This window comes from Limnobaculum zhutongyuii (genome assembly GCF_004295645.1).
Classification (GTDB): Bacteria; Pseudomonadota; Gammaproteobacteria; order Enterobacterales; family Enterobacteriaceae; genus Limnobaculum; species Limnobaculum zhutongyuii.
The window spans coordinates 4569821-4585734 of sequence record NZ_CP034752.1 but is presented as its reverse complement, the minus strand read 5'-3'; the positions used below and the strand labels follow the sequence as shown (position 1 = coordinate 4585734).

15 protein-coding genes and 1 pseudogene are annotated in these 15914 nt (G+C 46.5%); all 16 read left to right on the top strand.

The window, feature by feature from the left end; genetic code table 11:
- Window positions 1–4 precede the first annotated feature (4 nt).
- The 16 genes and pseudogenes from EKN56_RS20580 to EKN56_RS20505 all read left to right on the top strand — a co-directional run bounded on the left by EKN56_RS20580 (window position 5) and on the right by EKN56_RS20505 (window position 15501).
- Window positions 5–253, top strand: coding sequence for an acyl carrier protein (locus tag EKN56_RS20580; protein WP_130593503.1), 249 nt, complete (start codon window positions 5–7; stop codon window positions 251–253).
- 18 nt (window positions 254–271) lie between these two features.
- Window positions 272–859, top strand: a complete 588-nt coding sequence (locus EKN56_RS20575) for a COG4648 family protein (protein ID WP_130593502.1) — start codon at window positions 272–274, stop codon at window positions 857–859.
- Window positions 826–2205: an AMP-binding protein gene (locus tag EKN56_RS20570; protein ID WP_130593501.1), complete on the top strand. Its 1380-nt coding sequence runs from the start codon at window positions 826–828 to the stop codon at window positions 2203–2205. Before EKN56_RS20575 ends, EKN56_RS20570 begins: the two co-directional genes overlap by 34 nt.
- The gene (locus EKN56_RS20565) at window positions 2202–2546 is read left to right on the top strand and encodes a 3-hydroxyacyl-ACP dehydratase FabZ family protein (protein ID WP_130593500.1); all 345 of its coding nucleotides are present in this window, start codon (window positions 2202–2204) and stop codon (window positions 2544–2546) included. Before EKN56_RS20570 ends, EKN56_RS20565 begins: the two co-directional genes overlap by 4 nt.
- A complete protein-coding gene (locus tag EKN56_RS20560) occupies window positions 2537–4267 on the top strand; it encodes a glycosyltransferase family 2 protein (protein ID WP_130593499.1) in 1731 nt (576 codons plus the stop codon). The genes EKN56_RS20565 and EKN56_RS20560 overlap by 10 nt, the downstream gene beginning before the upstream one ends.
- Window positions 4257–4685, top strand: coding sequence for an acyl-CoA thioesterase (locus EKN56_RS20555; protein ID WP_130593498.1), 429 nt, complete (start codon window positions 4257–4259; stop codon window positions 4683–4685). Before EKN56_RS20560 ends, EKN56_RS20555 begins: the two co-directional genes overlap by 11 nt.
- Window positions 4682–5308, top strand: a complete 627-nt coding sequence (locus tag EKN56_RS20550) for a LolA family protein (RefSeq protein WP_130593497.1) — start codon at window positions 4682–4684, stop codon at window positions 5306–5308. The genes EKN56_RS20555 and EKN56_RS20550 overlap by 4 nt, the downstream gene beginning before the upstream one ends.
- Window positions 5283–7607: an MMPL family transporter gene (locus EKN56_RS20545; protein WP_130593496.1), complete on the top strand. Its 2325-nt coding sequence runs from the start codon at window positions 5283–5285 to the stop codon at window positions 7605–7607. The genes EKN56_RS20550 and EKN56_RS20545 overlap by 26 nt, the downstream gene beginning before the upstream one ends.
- Window positions 7604–8182 carry a DUF3261 domain-containing protein gene (locus EKN56_RS20540; RefSeq protein ID WP_130593495.1) on the top strand — a complete coding sequence of 193 codons (579 nt, stop codon included), beginning with the start codon at window positions 7604–7606 and terminating at the stop codon, window positions 8180–8182. The genes EKN56_RS20545 and EKN56_RS20540 overlap by 4 nt, the downstream gene beginning before the upstream one ends.
- Window positions 8179–9348 (top strand): beta-ketoacyl-[acyl-carrier-protein] synthase family protein, encoded by a 1170-nt coding sequence (locus EKN56_RS20535; RefSeq protein ID WP_130593494.1) that lies wholly within the window; start codon window positions 8179–8181, stop codon window positions 9346–9348. Before EKN56_RS20540 ends, EKN56_RS20535 begins: the two co-directional genes overlap by 4 nt.
- The gene (locus EKN56_RS20530) at window positions 9345–9830 is read left to right on the top strand and encodes an ApeP family dehydratase (RefSeq protein WP_130593493.1); all 486 of its coding nucleotides are present in this window, start codon (window positions 9345–9347) and stop codon (window positions 9828–9830) included. Before EKN56_RS20535 ends, EKN56_RS20530 begins: the two co-directional genes overlap by 4 nt.
- A pseudogene (locus tag EKN56_RS20525) lies at window positions 9827–10558 on the top strand (3-ketoacyl-ACP reductase FabG2). The gene EKN56_RS20530 and the pseudogene EKN56_RS20525 overlap by 4 nt, the downstream one beginning before the upstream one ends.
- A complete protein-coding gene (locus tag EKN56_RS20520) occupies window positions 10555–11784 on the top strand; it encodes a beta-ketoacyl-ACP synthase (protein WP_130593492.1) in 1230 nt (409 codons plus the stop codon). Before EKN56_RS20525 ends, EKN56_RS20520 begins: the two are co-directional and overlap by 4 nt.
- 3 nt (window positions 11785–11787) lie before the next feature.
- The gene (locus EKN56_RS20515) at window positions 11788–12507 is read left to right on the top strand and encodes a 4'-phosphopantetheinyl transferase family protein (protein WP_130593491.1); all 720 of its coding nucleotides are present in this window, start codon (window positions 11788–11790) and stop codon (window positions 12505–12507) included.
- A 57-nt stretch (window positions 12508–12564) separates the two neighbouring features.
- Entirely contained in the window at window positions 12565–13581 is a 1017-nt protein-coding gene (locus EKN56_RS20510) for a hypothetical protein (RefSeq protein WP_130593490.1), read from the top strand.
- A 42-nt stretch (window positions 13582–13623) separates the two neighbouring features.
- Complete coding sequence (locus EKN56_RS20505; protein ID WP_130593489.1) at window positions 13624–15501, top strand: hypothetical protein; 1878 nt, start codon at window positions 13624–13626, stop codon at window positions 15499–15501.
- Window positions 15502–15914: the final 413 nt, after the last annotated feature.

Here is a 15914-nt window from a genome sequence, read left to right as displayed (position 1 = left end):
AATAATGGATAAACAACAGATTCTTAATGAAATTCAAACCATTATGGTAAAGCTTTTTGAGTTAGATGCTGACGATATCAAACTCGATGCCAAACTATATGAAGACTTAGAGCTGGACAGTATTGACGCGGTTGATTTGGTTGTTCACCTGCAAAAAATGACGGGAAAAAAGATTAATCCTGAAGTTTTTAAATCAGTGCGTACTGTTGAAGATGTCGTTAATGCCATCGACCAGTTACTGAAAACTCAGTAACCACTGTCGTCATTGTTGATGAGTAGCGACAAGCCATTCCGGTTTTCCCCCTCAATAATTATTCAGGGAATAACAGCGCTGGCCGTTATCGGTTATCCATTTGCTGTCTATTTTGGTTTAACTTATTGGGGGTCATCAGTATTAGCTCCTGCATTGATAATCCTTTTTGCCAGCCGTTTAATACTGGCTCGGGGGAAGATTCGACAGCTATCCTGGCTGATGAAAGCCTTTGCGCTATTAGGTATAGCATTAGCCCTTACCAGCTGGCTGTTGAAGCAAAATCATTGGTTACTTTACTATCCGGTAGTGGTTAGCGTTCTGTTACTGGCTTTGTTTGGTCATTCACTGTTTAATCCGCCAACCATCGTCGAACGATTAGCAAGATTAACCGAACCTGATTTACCCCCTGAGGGCGTACGCTATACGCGAAAAGTGACTCAGGTTTGGTGTCTGTTTTTTATCTTGAATGGAAGCATAGCGCTCTTCACCTGTTTGTACGGCGATATCCAGTTATGGACCCTGTACAATGGCGCTATCAGTTATGTTTTAATGGGATTATTAATGAGTGCAGAATGGATAATCAGAAAAATGCTGCGTCACGCATAACATTACGCCTGCGTGACACGTTAAGCACTCAACGCCCCGATAATACGCTGATAGCCTGGCGCGGCGAGCAACTGCTCACGTTATCTGATTTTCGCCATCAAATAATAGCGCTAATCCGGCAACTTCAATCCTCGTCAGAAAAACGCTGGGCTATTTGTTTTAATGATAGCTATCTCTTTTCTGCCGCTATGCTAGCGTTACTTTACAGTAATAAAACCCCTGTCATTCCGGGGCATTTGCGTCAGGCTCAACTGCAGGAACAGCAACAACAAGGCGCTTTTGATGCGTTACTGACCGATTTACCGCTCCAAGTGAGCTGCCCGACCATCCAGATATCAACAACGGCACCAGAACAAAGCGCCTCCTTTTTCGACCTTCCTGACTGGCCAACACAGGCCGAAATTATTCTGTTTACCTCAGGTTCAACCGGACAACCGAAAGCCGTTTCTAAACCCGTCAGGTTACTGGAAGCGGAAAGCGAAATTCTGGCACGCTATTGCTCCAGGCAACTGGAAAATACCCGGGTGGCAGCAACGGTCTCCCATCAGCACCTTTATGGTTTAACCTTCCGTATTCTTTTACCTCTTGCTCTGGGGCTACCCTTTAATGCACTGGCAACAGAGTATCATGAGCAATTACAGCCCGTTGCTGGCACCCCACTGATGTTGGTCGCCAGCCCGGCCTACCTGAAACGGCTGGATTGCAGCCTTACGCCATTAAACTGTGTGATGGTTCTCTCTGCCGGAGGGCCATTAAATCGGGAAGAAGCCCAGCGTGTACAGCAATGTCTGGGGGTTTTACCTTTGGAAATTTATGGCACCAGTGAGACCGGCGTCATCGCCCATCGTATCCAACAGCATGCCGAACAACCCTGGCAGGCCTTTGACGGTATTGATATCGCCCAACTTCAGGACGATACCATCCATGTTACATCCCCCCTGTTTGAAGATGATTCCGGCAGTACTATTTACGATATCATTCGTATCGATGACCATGGATTTCACCTGTTAGGACGTAAAGATAAAATCATTAAGATTGAAGAGAAACGGCTTTCCCTTACCGACGTAGAGCAGCGCCTGCTGTCGTTAAATGAAATCAGTGATGTGGCTATTATTCCACTCACGCAGGGAAACCGAACCATTCTGGCGGCGATTATCGTACTAACAGAATCCGGTAAGCGATATTATCAACAGAGCGAGATCGTCCTGACCCACCATTTGCGCCAACAATTAAGAGAATGGCTTGAGCCGGTTGCGATACCGAAACGCTGGCGAATAGTGGAAGCCATTCCGCTAAATACTCAAGGCAAGCGCGCCTACAGTGAATTACAGGAACTGTTTTTATGAAGTTGCCACAGGAACATGCCCGTCAAATCTCTGATGACGGAAGTGCCACTCTCCATTTGAAACTCCAACCAGAACTGTTCTGGTTTAAAGGTCACTTTCCTGAACAGCCAATATTACCTGGCGTGACTCAAATTCACTGGGCGATACATTATGGCGCTGAGATTTTCCCACTCTCTCCGGTATTTAGCGCTATTGATGTAGTGAAGTTTCAACGCCCGCTCTTTCCCGGCGAAGAAATTACCCTGACCCTTAGCTGGGATGAAACAAAATCCCGGCTTAATTTCCAATATTGCTGTGGTGAAACGGTTGCCAGCAGCGGCAGGATAAACTTATGTCAGTAATACCATCAGGGAATCGGTTCAATCCCTGCCTGATCATTCCCTGTTACAACCATGGCAAAACCATGGCCGCTACCTTACAGCAGCTTGAATCTTTTCACCTGCATTGCGTTATTGTTGACGATGGCAGCCAAAAAGAAACCGCCAGTGAGTTAGACAGACTCAGTCAGCAATATGACTGGGTAACGCTGGTTCGACACCCTCATAACAAAGGGAAAGGCGGAGCAGTACTCAGCGCATTAAAAGAAGCGCAACGTCAGAAATACAGCCACGGCATACAGATTGATGCTGATGGACAACATCATCTGGAAGACATTCCCAAACTGTTGGCTGAAGCACAACAATATCCTGACCAACTGATTTCTGGTCAGCCCATTTACGATGACAGCGTGCCTAAGTCCCGGCTTTATTCCCGCTACATTACCCACGTTTGGGTGTGGATTGAGACACTGTCGCTATCTATTCGCGATAGCATGTGCGGATTTCGCGCCTACCCGGTAGATGTTGTTTTGGCTTTGGCGGATAAAGTCCCCCTTGGGCAGCGGATGGATTTTGATACTGAAATCATGGTGCGGCTCTACTGGCAAGGCACTCAATCCCGTTTTATTCCAACCAAAGTCATTTATCCTGAAGATGGTTTGTCTCATTTTGATGTCTGGCGCGACAACCTGCGAATTTCGTGGATGCATACCCGACTATTTCTTTCTATGTTACCCAGAATGCCGTCACTGATAATGCGACATTTCACAGCAGAAACTCACTGGTCGCGCACCAGTGAGCGTAAAGGCTTGTGGGGTATTCGCCTGATGGTAAAAACCTATCGCCTGTTTGGTCGACGGGCATTTAATCTTCTGCTGTATCCGGTTATTGGTTTTTACTGGCTAACAGGGAATCAACAGCGCAAAGCTTCAGAACACTATCTGCATCAGCTAAAAAAATATGCAGCACAACAGAATCATCCGCTACCACCTCACCTCAGCAGCTATCGCCACTTTATGCGCTTTGGTGAAGCCATGCTGGACAAACTGGCCTGTTGGTTAGGTGATATTAAGCTGGATCAGGTCGATTTCCCGGACAAAAATGAGTGCATGAACCAAATGGCAGCTCAACAGGGCACCCTGATCCTTGGTTCACATCTGGGCGATTTAGAAGTTTGCAGGGCTCTGGGCGAACTCTCCTTTGATTTAAAAATTAATGCGCTGGTGTTCACTCAGCACGCTGAGCGTTTCAACCAGGTGATGCAAGAAATTAATCCCGCATCCAATATCAATCTGATTCAGGTCAGTCATTGGGGCCCGGAAGTTGCCATTTTGCTAAAACAAAAACTGGATGCCGGAGAATGGGTCGCCATCGTGGGAGATCGCACGCCGGTCAGTCAATATCATCGGGAAAGTGAGCAGCGCATTGTTTGGGCCGACTTTTTAGGGAAGCCGGCCCCCTTTCCTCAGGGACCTTTTATTTTAGCGTCTGTATTGCGCTGTCCGGTATATCTCATGTTTGGCCTGAAACCTGAAGGTCAATTCTCTATCCATTTTGAAAAATTTGCTGACCCGTTAATTCTGCCACGAGAAAACCGCCAGCAAGCGATTCAGGAAACCGTTGAACGCTACGCAAAACGGCTGGAACACTACAGTCTGATATCACCATTAGACTGGTTTAACTTTTATCAATTCTGGCAGTTAAACTCGCCAGAAAAAAAGTCAGGTGATAATCATGAATCTTAACTCCGACCCTCGCTTATCCGTCGATATTGAACTGACGGTACCCTTTCATGATGTAGACTCCATGCATGTGGTCTGGCACGGTAACTACTTCCGTTATTTTGAAGTAGCGCGGGAAGCCTTACTAAAACAGTTTGATTACGGTTATCGACAAATGAGCGATTCCGGCTATGCCTGGCCGGTTATTGACACCCGGGTGAAATACATTGCTCCGGCCTGTTTTGAACAGAAAATCCGGGTCAACGCCCGCCTGACAGAATATGAAAATCGCCTGCGTATTGACTACCTCATTGTTGATGTGGCCAGCGGTAAAAAATTAACCAAGGGCTACACCATTCAGGTTGCGGTTAATCAACAAAATGGTGAAATGTGTTTCGTCAGCCCTTCCATACTGTTTGATAAATTAGGTGTTCAGCCATGAACTGCTTTTTCCGGTTACTCGCTTCATTGATTACCGGCACCTCCCTGTTGCTAAGTCAGGCGGCATCAGCGGTAACCCTTGATGATTTACAGCAGCGCTTCAGTCATCAACCCGTTCTGCGTGCCCAATTTGAACAACAACGCACCATTAGCGGCATGTCTCAACCGCTGAAATCCAACGGTAACGTTCTGATTGCACAAGCACATGGATTAATCTGGAATCAAACCAAACCTTTTCCTCTGGTGCTGATGATGAACGAAAGCAGAATGGAACAGCGTATGGCGGGTCAACCGCCTCAGGTGATTACTGCAGATAGCAATCCACAAATGTTTCGTTTTAACTCTATCCTGACCGCCCTTTTCCATGCGGACCGCAAAGCACTGGAGCAAAACTTTAACCTACAGTTTAGCGATCTTGGCAAAGGCAGCTGGCAGCTGGTCTTGCAACCTTCCACGACACCGCTCGATAAGTTATTTCGCCAAATTACGCTTAATGGTTCTGAGTTTCTGAATGAGATCCAAATTAATGATCTGCAAGGCGACAGTACCCATATTCGATTCTTTGACCAAACCACAGCCCCCACGGTATTAACTCCAGATGAAGAACACCATTTTTCGTCCTGAGATACATCGCCGCATTGCATACGCCTGGGCGATTGGCGTTATTGCGTTACTGATCGCGCTGATGGTGGTTTTGCCCAACAGTCGCCTGAACAGTAGTGTTATGGCCCTGCTGCCTAAAGAACATATTGAAAATATTCCTCCTGCGCTGGAAGAGGGATTTAACCAACGTTTAGACCGCCAGTTAGTCTGGTTAATCAGCCCGCTACAGCCCGACGATCAGGCTCCCGCTCTTTGGTGGCAACAGCAATTAAAACAGATGACTGCCTTTAGCAGTACATCAGGCCAGATGAGCCCTGACCATCAACAACAATGGGGGAAATTCTTTTTTGATAATCGTTATTCCCTGTTGGATAGCGCAACCCGGCAGCGCCTGACGGGTGATGCTTCGTCCCAATCTGACTGGATTCTGAGCCAGATCTACTCACCGTTTTCCGGCATTAGCGCCAAAGAGTTGAGTAACGATCCGCTGCTGACCATACGTTCAGCCCAGATGACCCAGCAGCAAAATAACCGAACCTTGCAATTAAATAATGGCTGGCTAACCAGCAAAGACCCACAGGGTAGAGTCTGGTATTTATTACATGGTGAACTGAAGACCTCGTCTTATGATATTCAAAGCGCCCGCCAGACCGTTGAAAAACTGGACCAGCTAAAACAGCAGATCGCGCAAAAATGGCCGGGCACCCAAGTATTACAGAGAGGAACCCTGTTTTATAGCGACTACGCCAGCCAGCAAGCCCAGCAGGATATTTCCACCATTGGTAGCGTCTCTGGTTTAGGGATTATTATTCTCATTCTGCTGGTTTTTCGTTCGCTAAAACCACTGTGGCTTACGCTGTTATCATTGACTATTGGCGCTATTAGCGGAAGCGTTGCGGTATTTATTCTGTTTGGTGAAGTACATGTGATGACGCTGGTGATGAGCACCAGCGTAGTGGGAATTTCTATTGATTATGCACTGCATTACTTAACTGAACGTATGGTGCATGGTGAAGATGAATCGGCCCTCATCAGTATGAAAAAGCTTTTCCCGGCGTTATTACTGGCGGTAATTTCCAGCTCGATCGCTTACCTTTTGCTATTTATCGCACCATTCCCTGGTTTACAGCAGTTGGCTATATTTGCCGCGGCCGGGTTAACCGGAGCATTCTTAACCGTTATCTGCTGGTATCCGTGGCTTTCCCGCCGTCTTCCGGTTCGTAAAACCCTGCGCCTTGGCTTTATCCACCGTTGGCTTTTCTACTGGCAAAACGGCAAGGCTTTCCGTATTGGTATCCCTCTGATTGCTTTATTGATTAGCGTGGCCGGTTTGGTTCAGCTAAAAACCGATGACGACATTCGTAAACTGCAAACTCTTCCTCCTGAGTTCCAGCAGCAAGAACGCCAGATTGCCGCACTAACCGGACAGCACAGCGATCAGAAGTGGTTTATGGTTTATGGCGAATCGCCAGAGCAGACTTTACAACGACTGGAATCATTAGAAAGCGCACTGGACTCGGCAAAACAGTCCGGCTGGCTCAATGGCTATCGGTTGCTTCCTTTTCCCTCGGAACAGCAGCAAAAAAAGAATATTGCTTTAATCAGGCAACAGGCACCGGAAATTATCCATCGACTACAACAGGCCGGTATCAACACCACACAACCCTCGTTTGAGCAGACAACGATTAAACCTCAGGATTGGCTTAATAGTGTTGCCAGTGAAGGATGGCGGCTACTCTGGCTCAGTCTGGATAATGGTCAGTCTGCTGTTCTGGTTCCGGTAGAGGGAGTTACCAACCCTGCGGCGTTGAAACAAATCGCCAGCAACCATAGTGGTACACACTGGGTAGATAAACATACCGAGTTCTCTACGCTATTTTCTGTCTATCGCCAGCATTTGACCACATTGCTTGGTATTTCAGTGTTAATCATTGGTGCACTGTTTTTATGGCGTTTTGGTCTCAAACAGGGTTTACGCTGTATCATTCCAACCATATTGTCATTAGGTATTGCTTTGGCCGTGCTTAGTCTGAGTGGGCAATCACTCAATCTGTTCTCTTTATTAGCCTTGATTCTGGTGCTGGGTATTGGCATTGATTACACACTATTTTTCAGTAATCCTGCCGGGACACCATCCACCTCCATGCTCTCTATTTTGCTGGCGGCATTAACCACCGAGCTAAGTTTTGGCCTGCTGGCTGCCAGTGGCACTCAGGCTATTTCAGGTTTTGGTCTGGTACTCAGTGGCGGGATCTTTGCCGCCTTCATTCTTTCACCGCTGGCGTTGCCAGAACGTACTAACCCCGGAAAAATATCATGAAAATAACAACAGGGATTATTACCACTTTCTTAATACTGCTGCTAAGCGGCTGTTCACTGAATCAGGATCAGAGTCATCCTCAAGCCTGGCTAAAGCGCGGTACCAAAGTCACATTGCCTGCGCCAACGTTGGCCTCTCCTCTGCATTATCAGCAACTACTGACCGCTACGGTTGAAGGAAAATCCCAGTCTATGCTGGTATTACTGGATGCTGACCAGGACAAGATCACGCTGGCGGCACTGTCTCCGGTGGGTATTCGGCTATTTAAACTGACTTATGATGCAACCGGTATCCATACCGAACAGTCCATTAGCCTTCCTCAACTTCCTCCGGCAGAGCAGGTATTAGCCGATATTATGTTGAGCTATTGGCCAATAGCTGACTGGCAAGCGCATTTGCCTGAAGGATGGCAGTTAAGTGACCAGCAAAACCAGCGAATACTCACGGATAACAAAGGCAATGTCATCAGCGAAATTCAATATCTGTCAGAGAATAATCGGCGTAAACCCGTGCTGATCACTCAGCACCATTTTGGCTATCAGATCAGCATTCAAAATGTGGATACCTCATCATGATCTATTTTTCTGCCGCCGGAATGGTGAACGCATTGGGCCATTCGCTGGAACAAATCAGCGAGAATCTGGCTCAGGGGAAATCCGGGCTTAAGCTTTCTACTGACTGGTTATTAAATCAGAACCCTACCTGGGTTGGTGAAGTTTGCGCACCATTACCGGAAGTGCCTGCTGAGCTGGTTGCGCATAATTCCAGAAACAACCGTCTGTTGATGGCCGCACTTGAACAACTCCGCCCGGAGCTGGATACCGCTATCAGCCAGTTTGGCTCAGATCGTATCGCCGTAGTGATGGGAACCAGTACCTCCGGCATACATGAAGGTGAACTGGCCATTGCCCATCAGCTTGCTAACGGAAAACTTCCCGATAGCTATTACTACCAACAGCAAGAGCTGGGCGATCCGGCTCAATTTCTGGCGGCCTTACTGTCGTTAAATGGCCCTGCCTATACGATTTCAACAGCCTGCTCCTCCAGCGTTCGTGCCATTATCAGCGGCTATCGATTAATTAAAGCCGGACTGGCTGATGCTGCGCTGGTTGGTGGGGCTGACAGCCTATGTCGAATGGCAATTAACGGCTTTAACAGCCTGGAATCTATATCCAGTCAACTCTGCCAGCCGTTCGCACAAGGACGAAACGGTATTAATATTGGCGAAAGCGCCGGATTAGTTTTGCTAACGCGCAATCCCGCCCGGATAGCGCTTTTAGGCATGGGAGAATCATCAGATGCCTGGCATATGTCCGCACCTCATCCGGAAGGGGAAGGGGCAGAAAAGGCCATGAGAATGGCGCTGGCGCAGGCAGAAATGACCCCGGAGCAAATTGGATATATTAACTTACATGGTACCGCAACACCGTTGAATGATGCCGCAGAAAGTAAAGCGGTTAACCGGCTTTTTGGTCATGCCACCCCCTGTAGCTCAACCAAGCACCTTACCGGACATACCCTCGGTGCGGCAGGCATTACTGAGGCAATCCTCAGCTGGTTAATTTTGGTCGGAGATCTCAATTTACCCATTCAGAACTTTTCAACATCGGCAAAAGACAGCACGCTTGCCGATATTAACCTGGTTACCTCATCACAAAAAATAACCAATAAAACAATTATTTCAAACTCATTTGCTTTTGGCGGGAATAACGCCTGTGTACTTCTGGGAGATGTTGGATGATGGAGTTTCAGCCCGCTGCATATTATCTACCCCATGAATCACCGATGGTGTTTCTGGAAAAGGTTTGTGCCGTTGACGATGACCATGCCATTTGTGAAGTGAAAGTCAGCACCGAAGGGATACTTTCTCCGTTTCTGAACGAGCATAAATCCCTGCCCGCCTGGTTTGCTATTGAAATGATGGCGCAAGCCATCGGCGTTTGGCGCGGATGGCACGGCATGAGAAAGAACGAAACGCCACGATTAGGTATGTTACTTGGCGCCCGGGGGCTTAAGTCAACGCTTCATGAATACCCATATAACAGCATATTACGTGTATCCGTCACCCGGCAATTACAGGATGAAAAGCTGGCCAGCTTTGACTGCTATCTGGAAATAAATGGCGAGCGGATAACTCAGGCCAGGCTGAATGTCTACCAACCTGACGATCGGGAATTAGCCCAGCTTATACAACCACCAACTTCAGAGGGAGCAACCGCATGATGCGTTCTGTTTTAGTCACCGGCGCAAGTAAAGGAATTGGGCAAGCCATTGCCCGCCGTCTGGCGCAGGACGGATTCACTATTGTGGTTCACTACCTGAGTGATAAAGCAGGTGCAGAGCAAACGCTGCAGCAAATCACTTCTGCGGGTGGCTGCGGTCGCTTAATCTGTTTTGATATCAGCGATCGTGAACAATGCCGCCAATAAATTGAACAAGATATTGAACAGCACGGTGCCTATTATGGCGTGGTGAATAATGCCGGTATTATTCGGGATGGTGCGTTTCCCGCGTTAACAGAAACCGACTGGGATGGCGTCATCCATACCAATCTGGATAGCTTCTATAACGTGATTCATCCCTGCGTTATACCGATGATAGGTTTACGTCAGGGTGGACGCATTATTACTCTTTCTTCCGTTTCAGGCATTACGGGAAATCGCGGTCAGGTAAACTACAGCGCTGCCAAAGCGGGTATAATTGGCGCCACCAAAGCGCTGGCTCTGGAGTTGGCAAAACGGAAAATCACCGTTAACTGTATTGCACCGGGGCTGATTGACACCGGTATTCTTGATATGGAACCGGCAGCGCTCGATGAAGCCATGCGCATGATTCCGCTCAAACGCATGGGAAACAGTGATGAAGTGGCCGGGTTGGCCAGTTATTTAATGTCTGACATTGCGGCTTATGTTACGCGTCAGGTGATATCAATAAATGGAGGTATGGTATGACGCGCAGAGTTGTCATCACAGGTATGGGTGGCGTAACCGCATTAGGCAATGACTGGCAGACTATCTCGCATCATTTGAAACAGAAAAAAAATGCCGTGCAGTTTATGCCGGAATGGCAAGAGTTCGAGGGGCTTAACACGCTGCTTGGCGCACCGATTAATGACTTCACGCTCCCGGAACACTATACCCGTAAAAAGATCCGCTCAATGGGAAGGGTTTCCCTCTTAGCCACCCGTGCAACAGAGCTGGCATTGGAACAATCCGGTTTATTAGGCCATGACGTTCTGAACAATGGCGATACCGGTATTGCTTATGGCTCTTCAACCGGTAGCACCAAACAGGTTGGTGAGTTTGGAACCATGCTAAACGATAAAAACGTTTACAGCATTACCGCCACAACCTACGTACAAATGATGCCTCACACAGCAGCGGTGAATACTGGCCTGTTTTTCGGCTTGCGCGGTCGGGTGATCCCAACCTCCAGCGCCTGTACTTCTGGCAGTCAGGCCATTGGCTATGCTTATGAAGCTATTCGTCATGGTTACCAAACCGTTATGGTTGCCGGTGGGGCGGAAGAACTCTGCCCTTCAGAAGCCGCGGTTTTTGATACCCTGTTTGCAACCAGTCAGATGAATGACAGTCCCAAGCTGTCGCCACGTCCTTTCGATACGCAACGTGATGGTCTGGTCATTGGTGAAGGGGCTGGTACTCTGATTTTAGAAGAGATGGAACATGCACTGGCGCGTGGAGCAAAAATTTATGGTGAAATTGTCGGCTTTGCCACCAATTGCGATGCATCGCATATTACTCAACCACGCAAAGAAACGATGCAAACTTGCATCGAACAGGCGCTAAAATCCGCTAACTTAACACCTGAAGATATCGATTATATTTCTGCACATGGTACTGCAACCGAGCGTGGTGATGTGGCAGAAAGTCTGGCCACAGAAGCTATTTTTGGCGATCGCACACCAATATCTTCGCTGAAAAGCTATTTTGGCCATACGCTGGGAGCCTGTGGAGCCCTTGAAGCCTGGTTGTCTATTGAGATGATGCAGGAGGGATGGTTTTCACCTACCATTAATCTGGAAACCCCTGACCCGGAGTGCGGTAAATTGGACTATATCGTTGATGATGGCCGATATATTAATGCCCAATATATTCAATCCAATAACTTTGCGTTTGGTGGCATCAATACCTCACTGATTATTAAACGCTGGTCGTAAAATATGAGTCTGCCCCCTGCCAACATTACCGTTGCCAAGCTGCGCCTGCCGAATGAGGAATGGTTACCAACTCGGCAATCGCGGCTTCCGCTATCCATACGGCAGCAAGGGGAACTGTTTAATCCTAAACGTCGACAGCAGTTTATTTCTGGCCGCTGGCTGCTGGCTGAACTGATGTTTCATCAACTTGGCTGGCTGGAACTGCCTGATATCGTTACTTCTGATAATGGGCGTCCTGTTTTTACCAATAGTGAATTACCTGATTTTAATATCAGCCACAGCGGTGAATACATTATGGTAGCGCTGGCGCAAAGCGGTCGAATTGGGCTGGATGTAGAGCACATCCGGCCGAGAAGAAAGCTAATGGAATTAGCACAGTACAGCTTTAGTGATGATGAATATCAGTGGCTGAAAAACTTACCTGAACCAAGACAAACCGACGGTTTTTGGCAGCTCTGGACGTTGAGAGAATCGGTACTAAAACTCTCAGCTAAAGGCGTCTGGCAGATGAAGCAGATTCAAATTAAGCCGCAGCAAAAAACGCTATTGGCCGACTTTCAGCCTGAGCTGTTTTGCGTTACCAGCCGCCATCAGGATATCGCCTGGGCCATCAGCACGAATTCAGCCGTTCAGCACATTCAAAGCTGGCTGGCAGACAGTGAAAAATGCATCCTTAGCCCAATGGAATTGCCGGAGTTAGTGGGATTCACTACACCAAAGTAAGCTAAAAATGCTATAACGAACCATTAGCAGAACAGACAGGGAATATTCAGCTTAATTATGGCACTCTCCACCGACGAACAAATTGCGCTGTTAGCAAATCTCGCCAGTCAAAACGTAATTACCGAGCAGGAAAGACGAAAAGCCATCGCCTGCCTGCTGTCCGGAACCGCCAACGGCTTTGACAGTGAATCCAGTGCTATCACCTGGTTATTGAATAACAAAATTATTGGTGCCCCACAGGCAGAGAGTACCCCTGAAGCACCGCCACAGGCAACTCCATCGGTCAGAGTCACTCAGCCAGAAAACAGCATTAGTCCCCAACAACAGCAGCATATCGATTTATTGACTCAGCTTCACAATACCGATTTTATTGATGACCAGCAGTTTGTTGATGCCCGTTCGCTGCTTTTGAGCCGTAATAACCTCAAATTCAATACCTCTTATCACCTTTTCTTATGGCTGGTAGAACAGGGAATTGCGCAAGAACAAGCTGACCACTCAGCAGCCCAACGTTCCATTCAGCAAGAAGCCAGTGAGCCCGTAGTGGTTCAACAGGCTCCACCAAGGTCTGCCAATCAGCCAAAGAAAAAGAGCGGGTTTATAAAGAGTAAGCTACTGCCGCTTATTCTCTTTTTCGTGTTCATTAGCTGGGTGAATAAATGCAGTAAGACAGATAACTCAGCCTCTGCTCCTCAACCAGTTGAATCTGTTGCTCCATTACCTGTGGCCGACATTCCTCCAGCGGCAGCAACGCCATCAGTCCGCTCAGAGCAATCCACATCCCCCGCCTCAGAACCCGTAGCCGTCGCAGCAAATTGCGATCATCCAATGATTGTTCAGAGCGTATTAAAGGCACTAAGAAAGCATTATGAGGAAAAGCACCCTTATGACAAAGTGCCTCAGTTTTCAGCAGGAAAAATTATTCAGACCAATAAGTCTGATGCTTTTCGCCTGTGCAATATGCGCATTGTGCCTTCCGATGGGGAATCTATTACTTACCAACTGAAACCCGGTAAAGATGTGAAAAGCGATGTCACCATGACCATCTCCAGCTTTCATGGATATGATGAGTAGAGTTACTTGATCAGAAAATAAAAATTACAGGAAAAATCAGAAATGTCAGATAGCACTCAACGGACAGAGTTACTTACCCGACTGTATGAACAAAACCTGATCACAGAAGACCAGTTAAGTAGGGCGAAGCTTTACCTACAGTTTATTTCCAATATTAGCTTTGACTCTCAGGATGGTGCTATCGACTGGCTGCTGGAAAATCGGATCATCAGCGAACGTCCGGTAACAAACGAACCTGTAATAGCACAAGAAACGGCTGAAGAAAGTCTACCCGAAGATATTCCTGAACAAGAAACTGCTGAAGAAAATCTGCCCGAGGATATTCCTGAACAAGCAGCGGTTGATGAAAGCCTGCCCGAGGATATTCCTGAACAAGCAGCGGTTGATGAAAGCCTGCCCGAGGATATTCCTGAACAAGAAGCGGTTGATGAAAGCCTGGCCGGGGATATTTCTGAACAAGATGCGGTTGAAGAAAGCCTGCCTGAGGATATTCCCGAACAAGAAGCGGTTGAAGAAAGTCAGCCCGAAGATATTCCTGAACAAGAAGCGGTCGAAGAAAATCAGCCTGAGGATATTCCTGAACAAGAGACTGTTGAAGAAAGCCTGCCCGAGGATATTCCTGAACAAGAAGCGGTTGAAGAAAACCAGCCTGAAAATATTCCTGAACAGATCGCCTCTAATGCTGAAATCATCATTGAAACAGTACCCAGTGAATCCGTAGCGAATAACGATGACCAACCAGAATCACTAAATATAGAACACGATGAAATATCGTCTACCGATAGCGATGTGCTGGAAATGTTAATGCTGTTGTACTATTCCGGCATTCTTAATGAACGCACGATAAAAAGAGCTAAGACAGTACTTTCTCAACACCCTGATATTCATTTTAAAGACAGCGATGAGTTACTGGCGTGGCTTGAGAAACGCGAACTGGTAAAGAAACCACCAACCAACTTACCACAAAAGAAAAAAGCCCCTAAAACCAAACAATATGTTACTCCTCCCAAAAGTACGGTAAAACTGCCACCATCAACGCCCCCAGCGCCAGTTAATGCCAAAAAAACGAATAGTGGAGGATGCCTTAAAAAACTGCTGATTCTTGTCGTTGCCGCCATCATTGTTATTATTTATTTCACGCAGTCAGAAGCACCGGACTGCAATAATATTAAAATTGTTCAGCAGCTAAACCAAAGCCTTAATATTACTGATGGTACAAAATCACCATCCAAAAACAACAGACTCCAGAAAATCATGGGGCAGCCAACTTTTTACCGCCTCAATTCAATAACCGAAATGAACCAAACTACGTATAACGATGAGTCTCGCGTACGCAGTTGCACTGCATCAGTAACCTACAAAGCAACGGGCAAAGATAAAACCGCTACTGATATTGTTGAAGAATTTAGCTATCAGGTTGCTCCAACCAGCAAAGACGATTTCACGGTAATCATTGAAGATAGAGCCAAAATCACAAGAAAAGTGAATGGTGAAAATGCCTATTACAATATGTTGCATGAAAAAGAACAGGGGATAAAAATCGCTTTTCTGGCTGGTCTTATGCAGTTAGATAAAATTATTAGTGGGGGTAAAACCAGTCAATACATTGTTTCCATGCCTGAAAAAGTAACATGGATTAAACCCATTGGTGAATGTCAGGTAACTAAAGACCCCTACTATATATGTCCACTTTCCGTTGGTTATAACGATGGTTTGATTAGTCGGCTGCTCGATGATGAAAAAAAGGACAAAGAGCTGGAATTACATATAGAGATGCCAGTCATTAAAAAGGATGATAAATGGTATCCAACCAATGGGTTCTTCAGCGTGTTTCTGACCGCTTATCGGGAAGCTCGTCAGGCTGTCGGTGAAGAAAACGAAACAGAATCACCTTCCCCTCCAGCGGCTCAGTCTCATTAACCGTCTTAGTCACTAATTAATGCCAGGAATCCCATGAGATTCCTGGCATTACTCCTACTTAATCTGCTCTATCCAATAACTATCTGAGATACCAATTATTGTCATCACCTGTCAGCATTATAAACTGACAGCCAACCTTTATTTATTTCACCAAATTATTATCAATTAATTTATATACTGTCCAAAACTAGACAGGTAATTTTGCTATTCAATAATAATTACTCATACCTATCCATTAAAAGACACCAACAATAAACACCACCATTCAAACAACACCTAACCAGAAATATCAAAGAGCATTTACTTGATATTTAAAATTAAATAAAACTTTAATTAAATTTACAATTACAATTACAATTACAATTACAATTACAATTACAATTACAATTACAATTACAAAAATAAAAACAATA

What these genes read in the sequence shown, in the direction of transcription:
- EKN56_RS20575 (WP_130593502.1), top strand. Translation starts at nt 272, where the DNA reads ATGAGTAGCGACAAGCCATTCCGGTTTTCCCCCTCAATAATTATTCAG.
- EKN56_RS20530 (WP_130593493.1), top strand. Translation starts at nt 9,345, where the DNA reads ATGATGGAGTTTCAGCCCGCTGCATATTATCTACCCCATGAATCACCG.
- EKN56_RS20535 (WP_130593494.1), top strand. Translation starts at nt 8,179, where the DNA reads ATGATCTATTTTTCTGCCGCCGGAATGGTGAACGCATTGGGCCATTCG.
- EKN56_RS20565 (WP_130593500.1), top strand. Translation starts at nt 2,202, where the DNA reads ATGAAGTTGCCACAGGAACATGCCCGTCAAATCTCTGATGACGGAAGT.
- EKN56_RS20515 (WP_130593491.1), top strand. Translation starts at nt 11,788, where the DNA reads ATGAGTCTGCCCCCTGCCAACATTACCGTTGCCAAGCTGCGCCTGCCG.
- EKN56_RS20520 (WP_130593492.1), top strand. Translation starts at nt 10,555, where the DNA reads ATGACGCGCAGAGTTGTCATCACAGGTATGGGTGGCGTAACCGCATTA.
- EKN56_RS20510 (WP_130593490.1), top strand. Translation starts at nt 12,565, where the DNA reads ATGGCACTCTCCACCGACGAACAAATTGCGCTGTTAGCAAATCTCGCC.
- EKN56_RS20555 (WP_130593498.1), top strand. Translation starts at nt 4,257, where the DNA reads ATGAATCTTAACTCCGACCCTCGCTTATCCGTCGATATTGAACTGACG.
- EKN56_RS20560 (WP_130593499.1), top strand. Translation starts at nt 2,537, where the DNA reads ATGTCAGTAATACCATCAGGGAATCGGTTCAATCCCTGCCTGATCATT.
- EKN56_RS20570 (WP_130593501.1), top strand. Translation starts at nt 826, where the DNA reads ATGGATAATCAGAAAAATGCTGCGTCACGCATAACATTACGCCTGCGT.
- EKN56_RS20545 (WP_130593496.1), top strand. Translation starts at nt 5,283, where the DNA reads ATGAAGAACACCATTTTTCGTCCTGAGATACATCGCCGCATTGCATAC.
- EKN56_RS20505 (WP_130593489.1), top strand. Translation starts at nt 13,624, where the DNA reads ATGTCAGATAGCACTCAACGGACAGAGTTACTTACCCGACTGTATGAA.
- EKN56_RS20540 (WP_130593495.1), top strand. Translation starts at nt 7,604, where the DNA reads ATGAAAATAACAACAGGGATTATTACCACTTTCTTAATACTGCTGCTA.
- EKN56_RS20580 (WP_130593503.1), top strand. Translation starts at nt 5, where the DNA reads ATGGATAAACAACAGATTCTTAATGAAATTCAAACCATTATGGTAAAG.
- EKN56_RS20550 (WP_130593497.1), top strand. Translation starts at nt 4,682, where the DNA reads ATGAACTGCTTTTTCCGGTTACTCGCTTCATTGATTACCGGCACCTCC.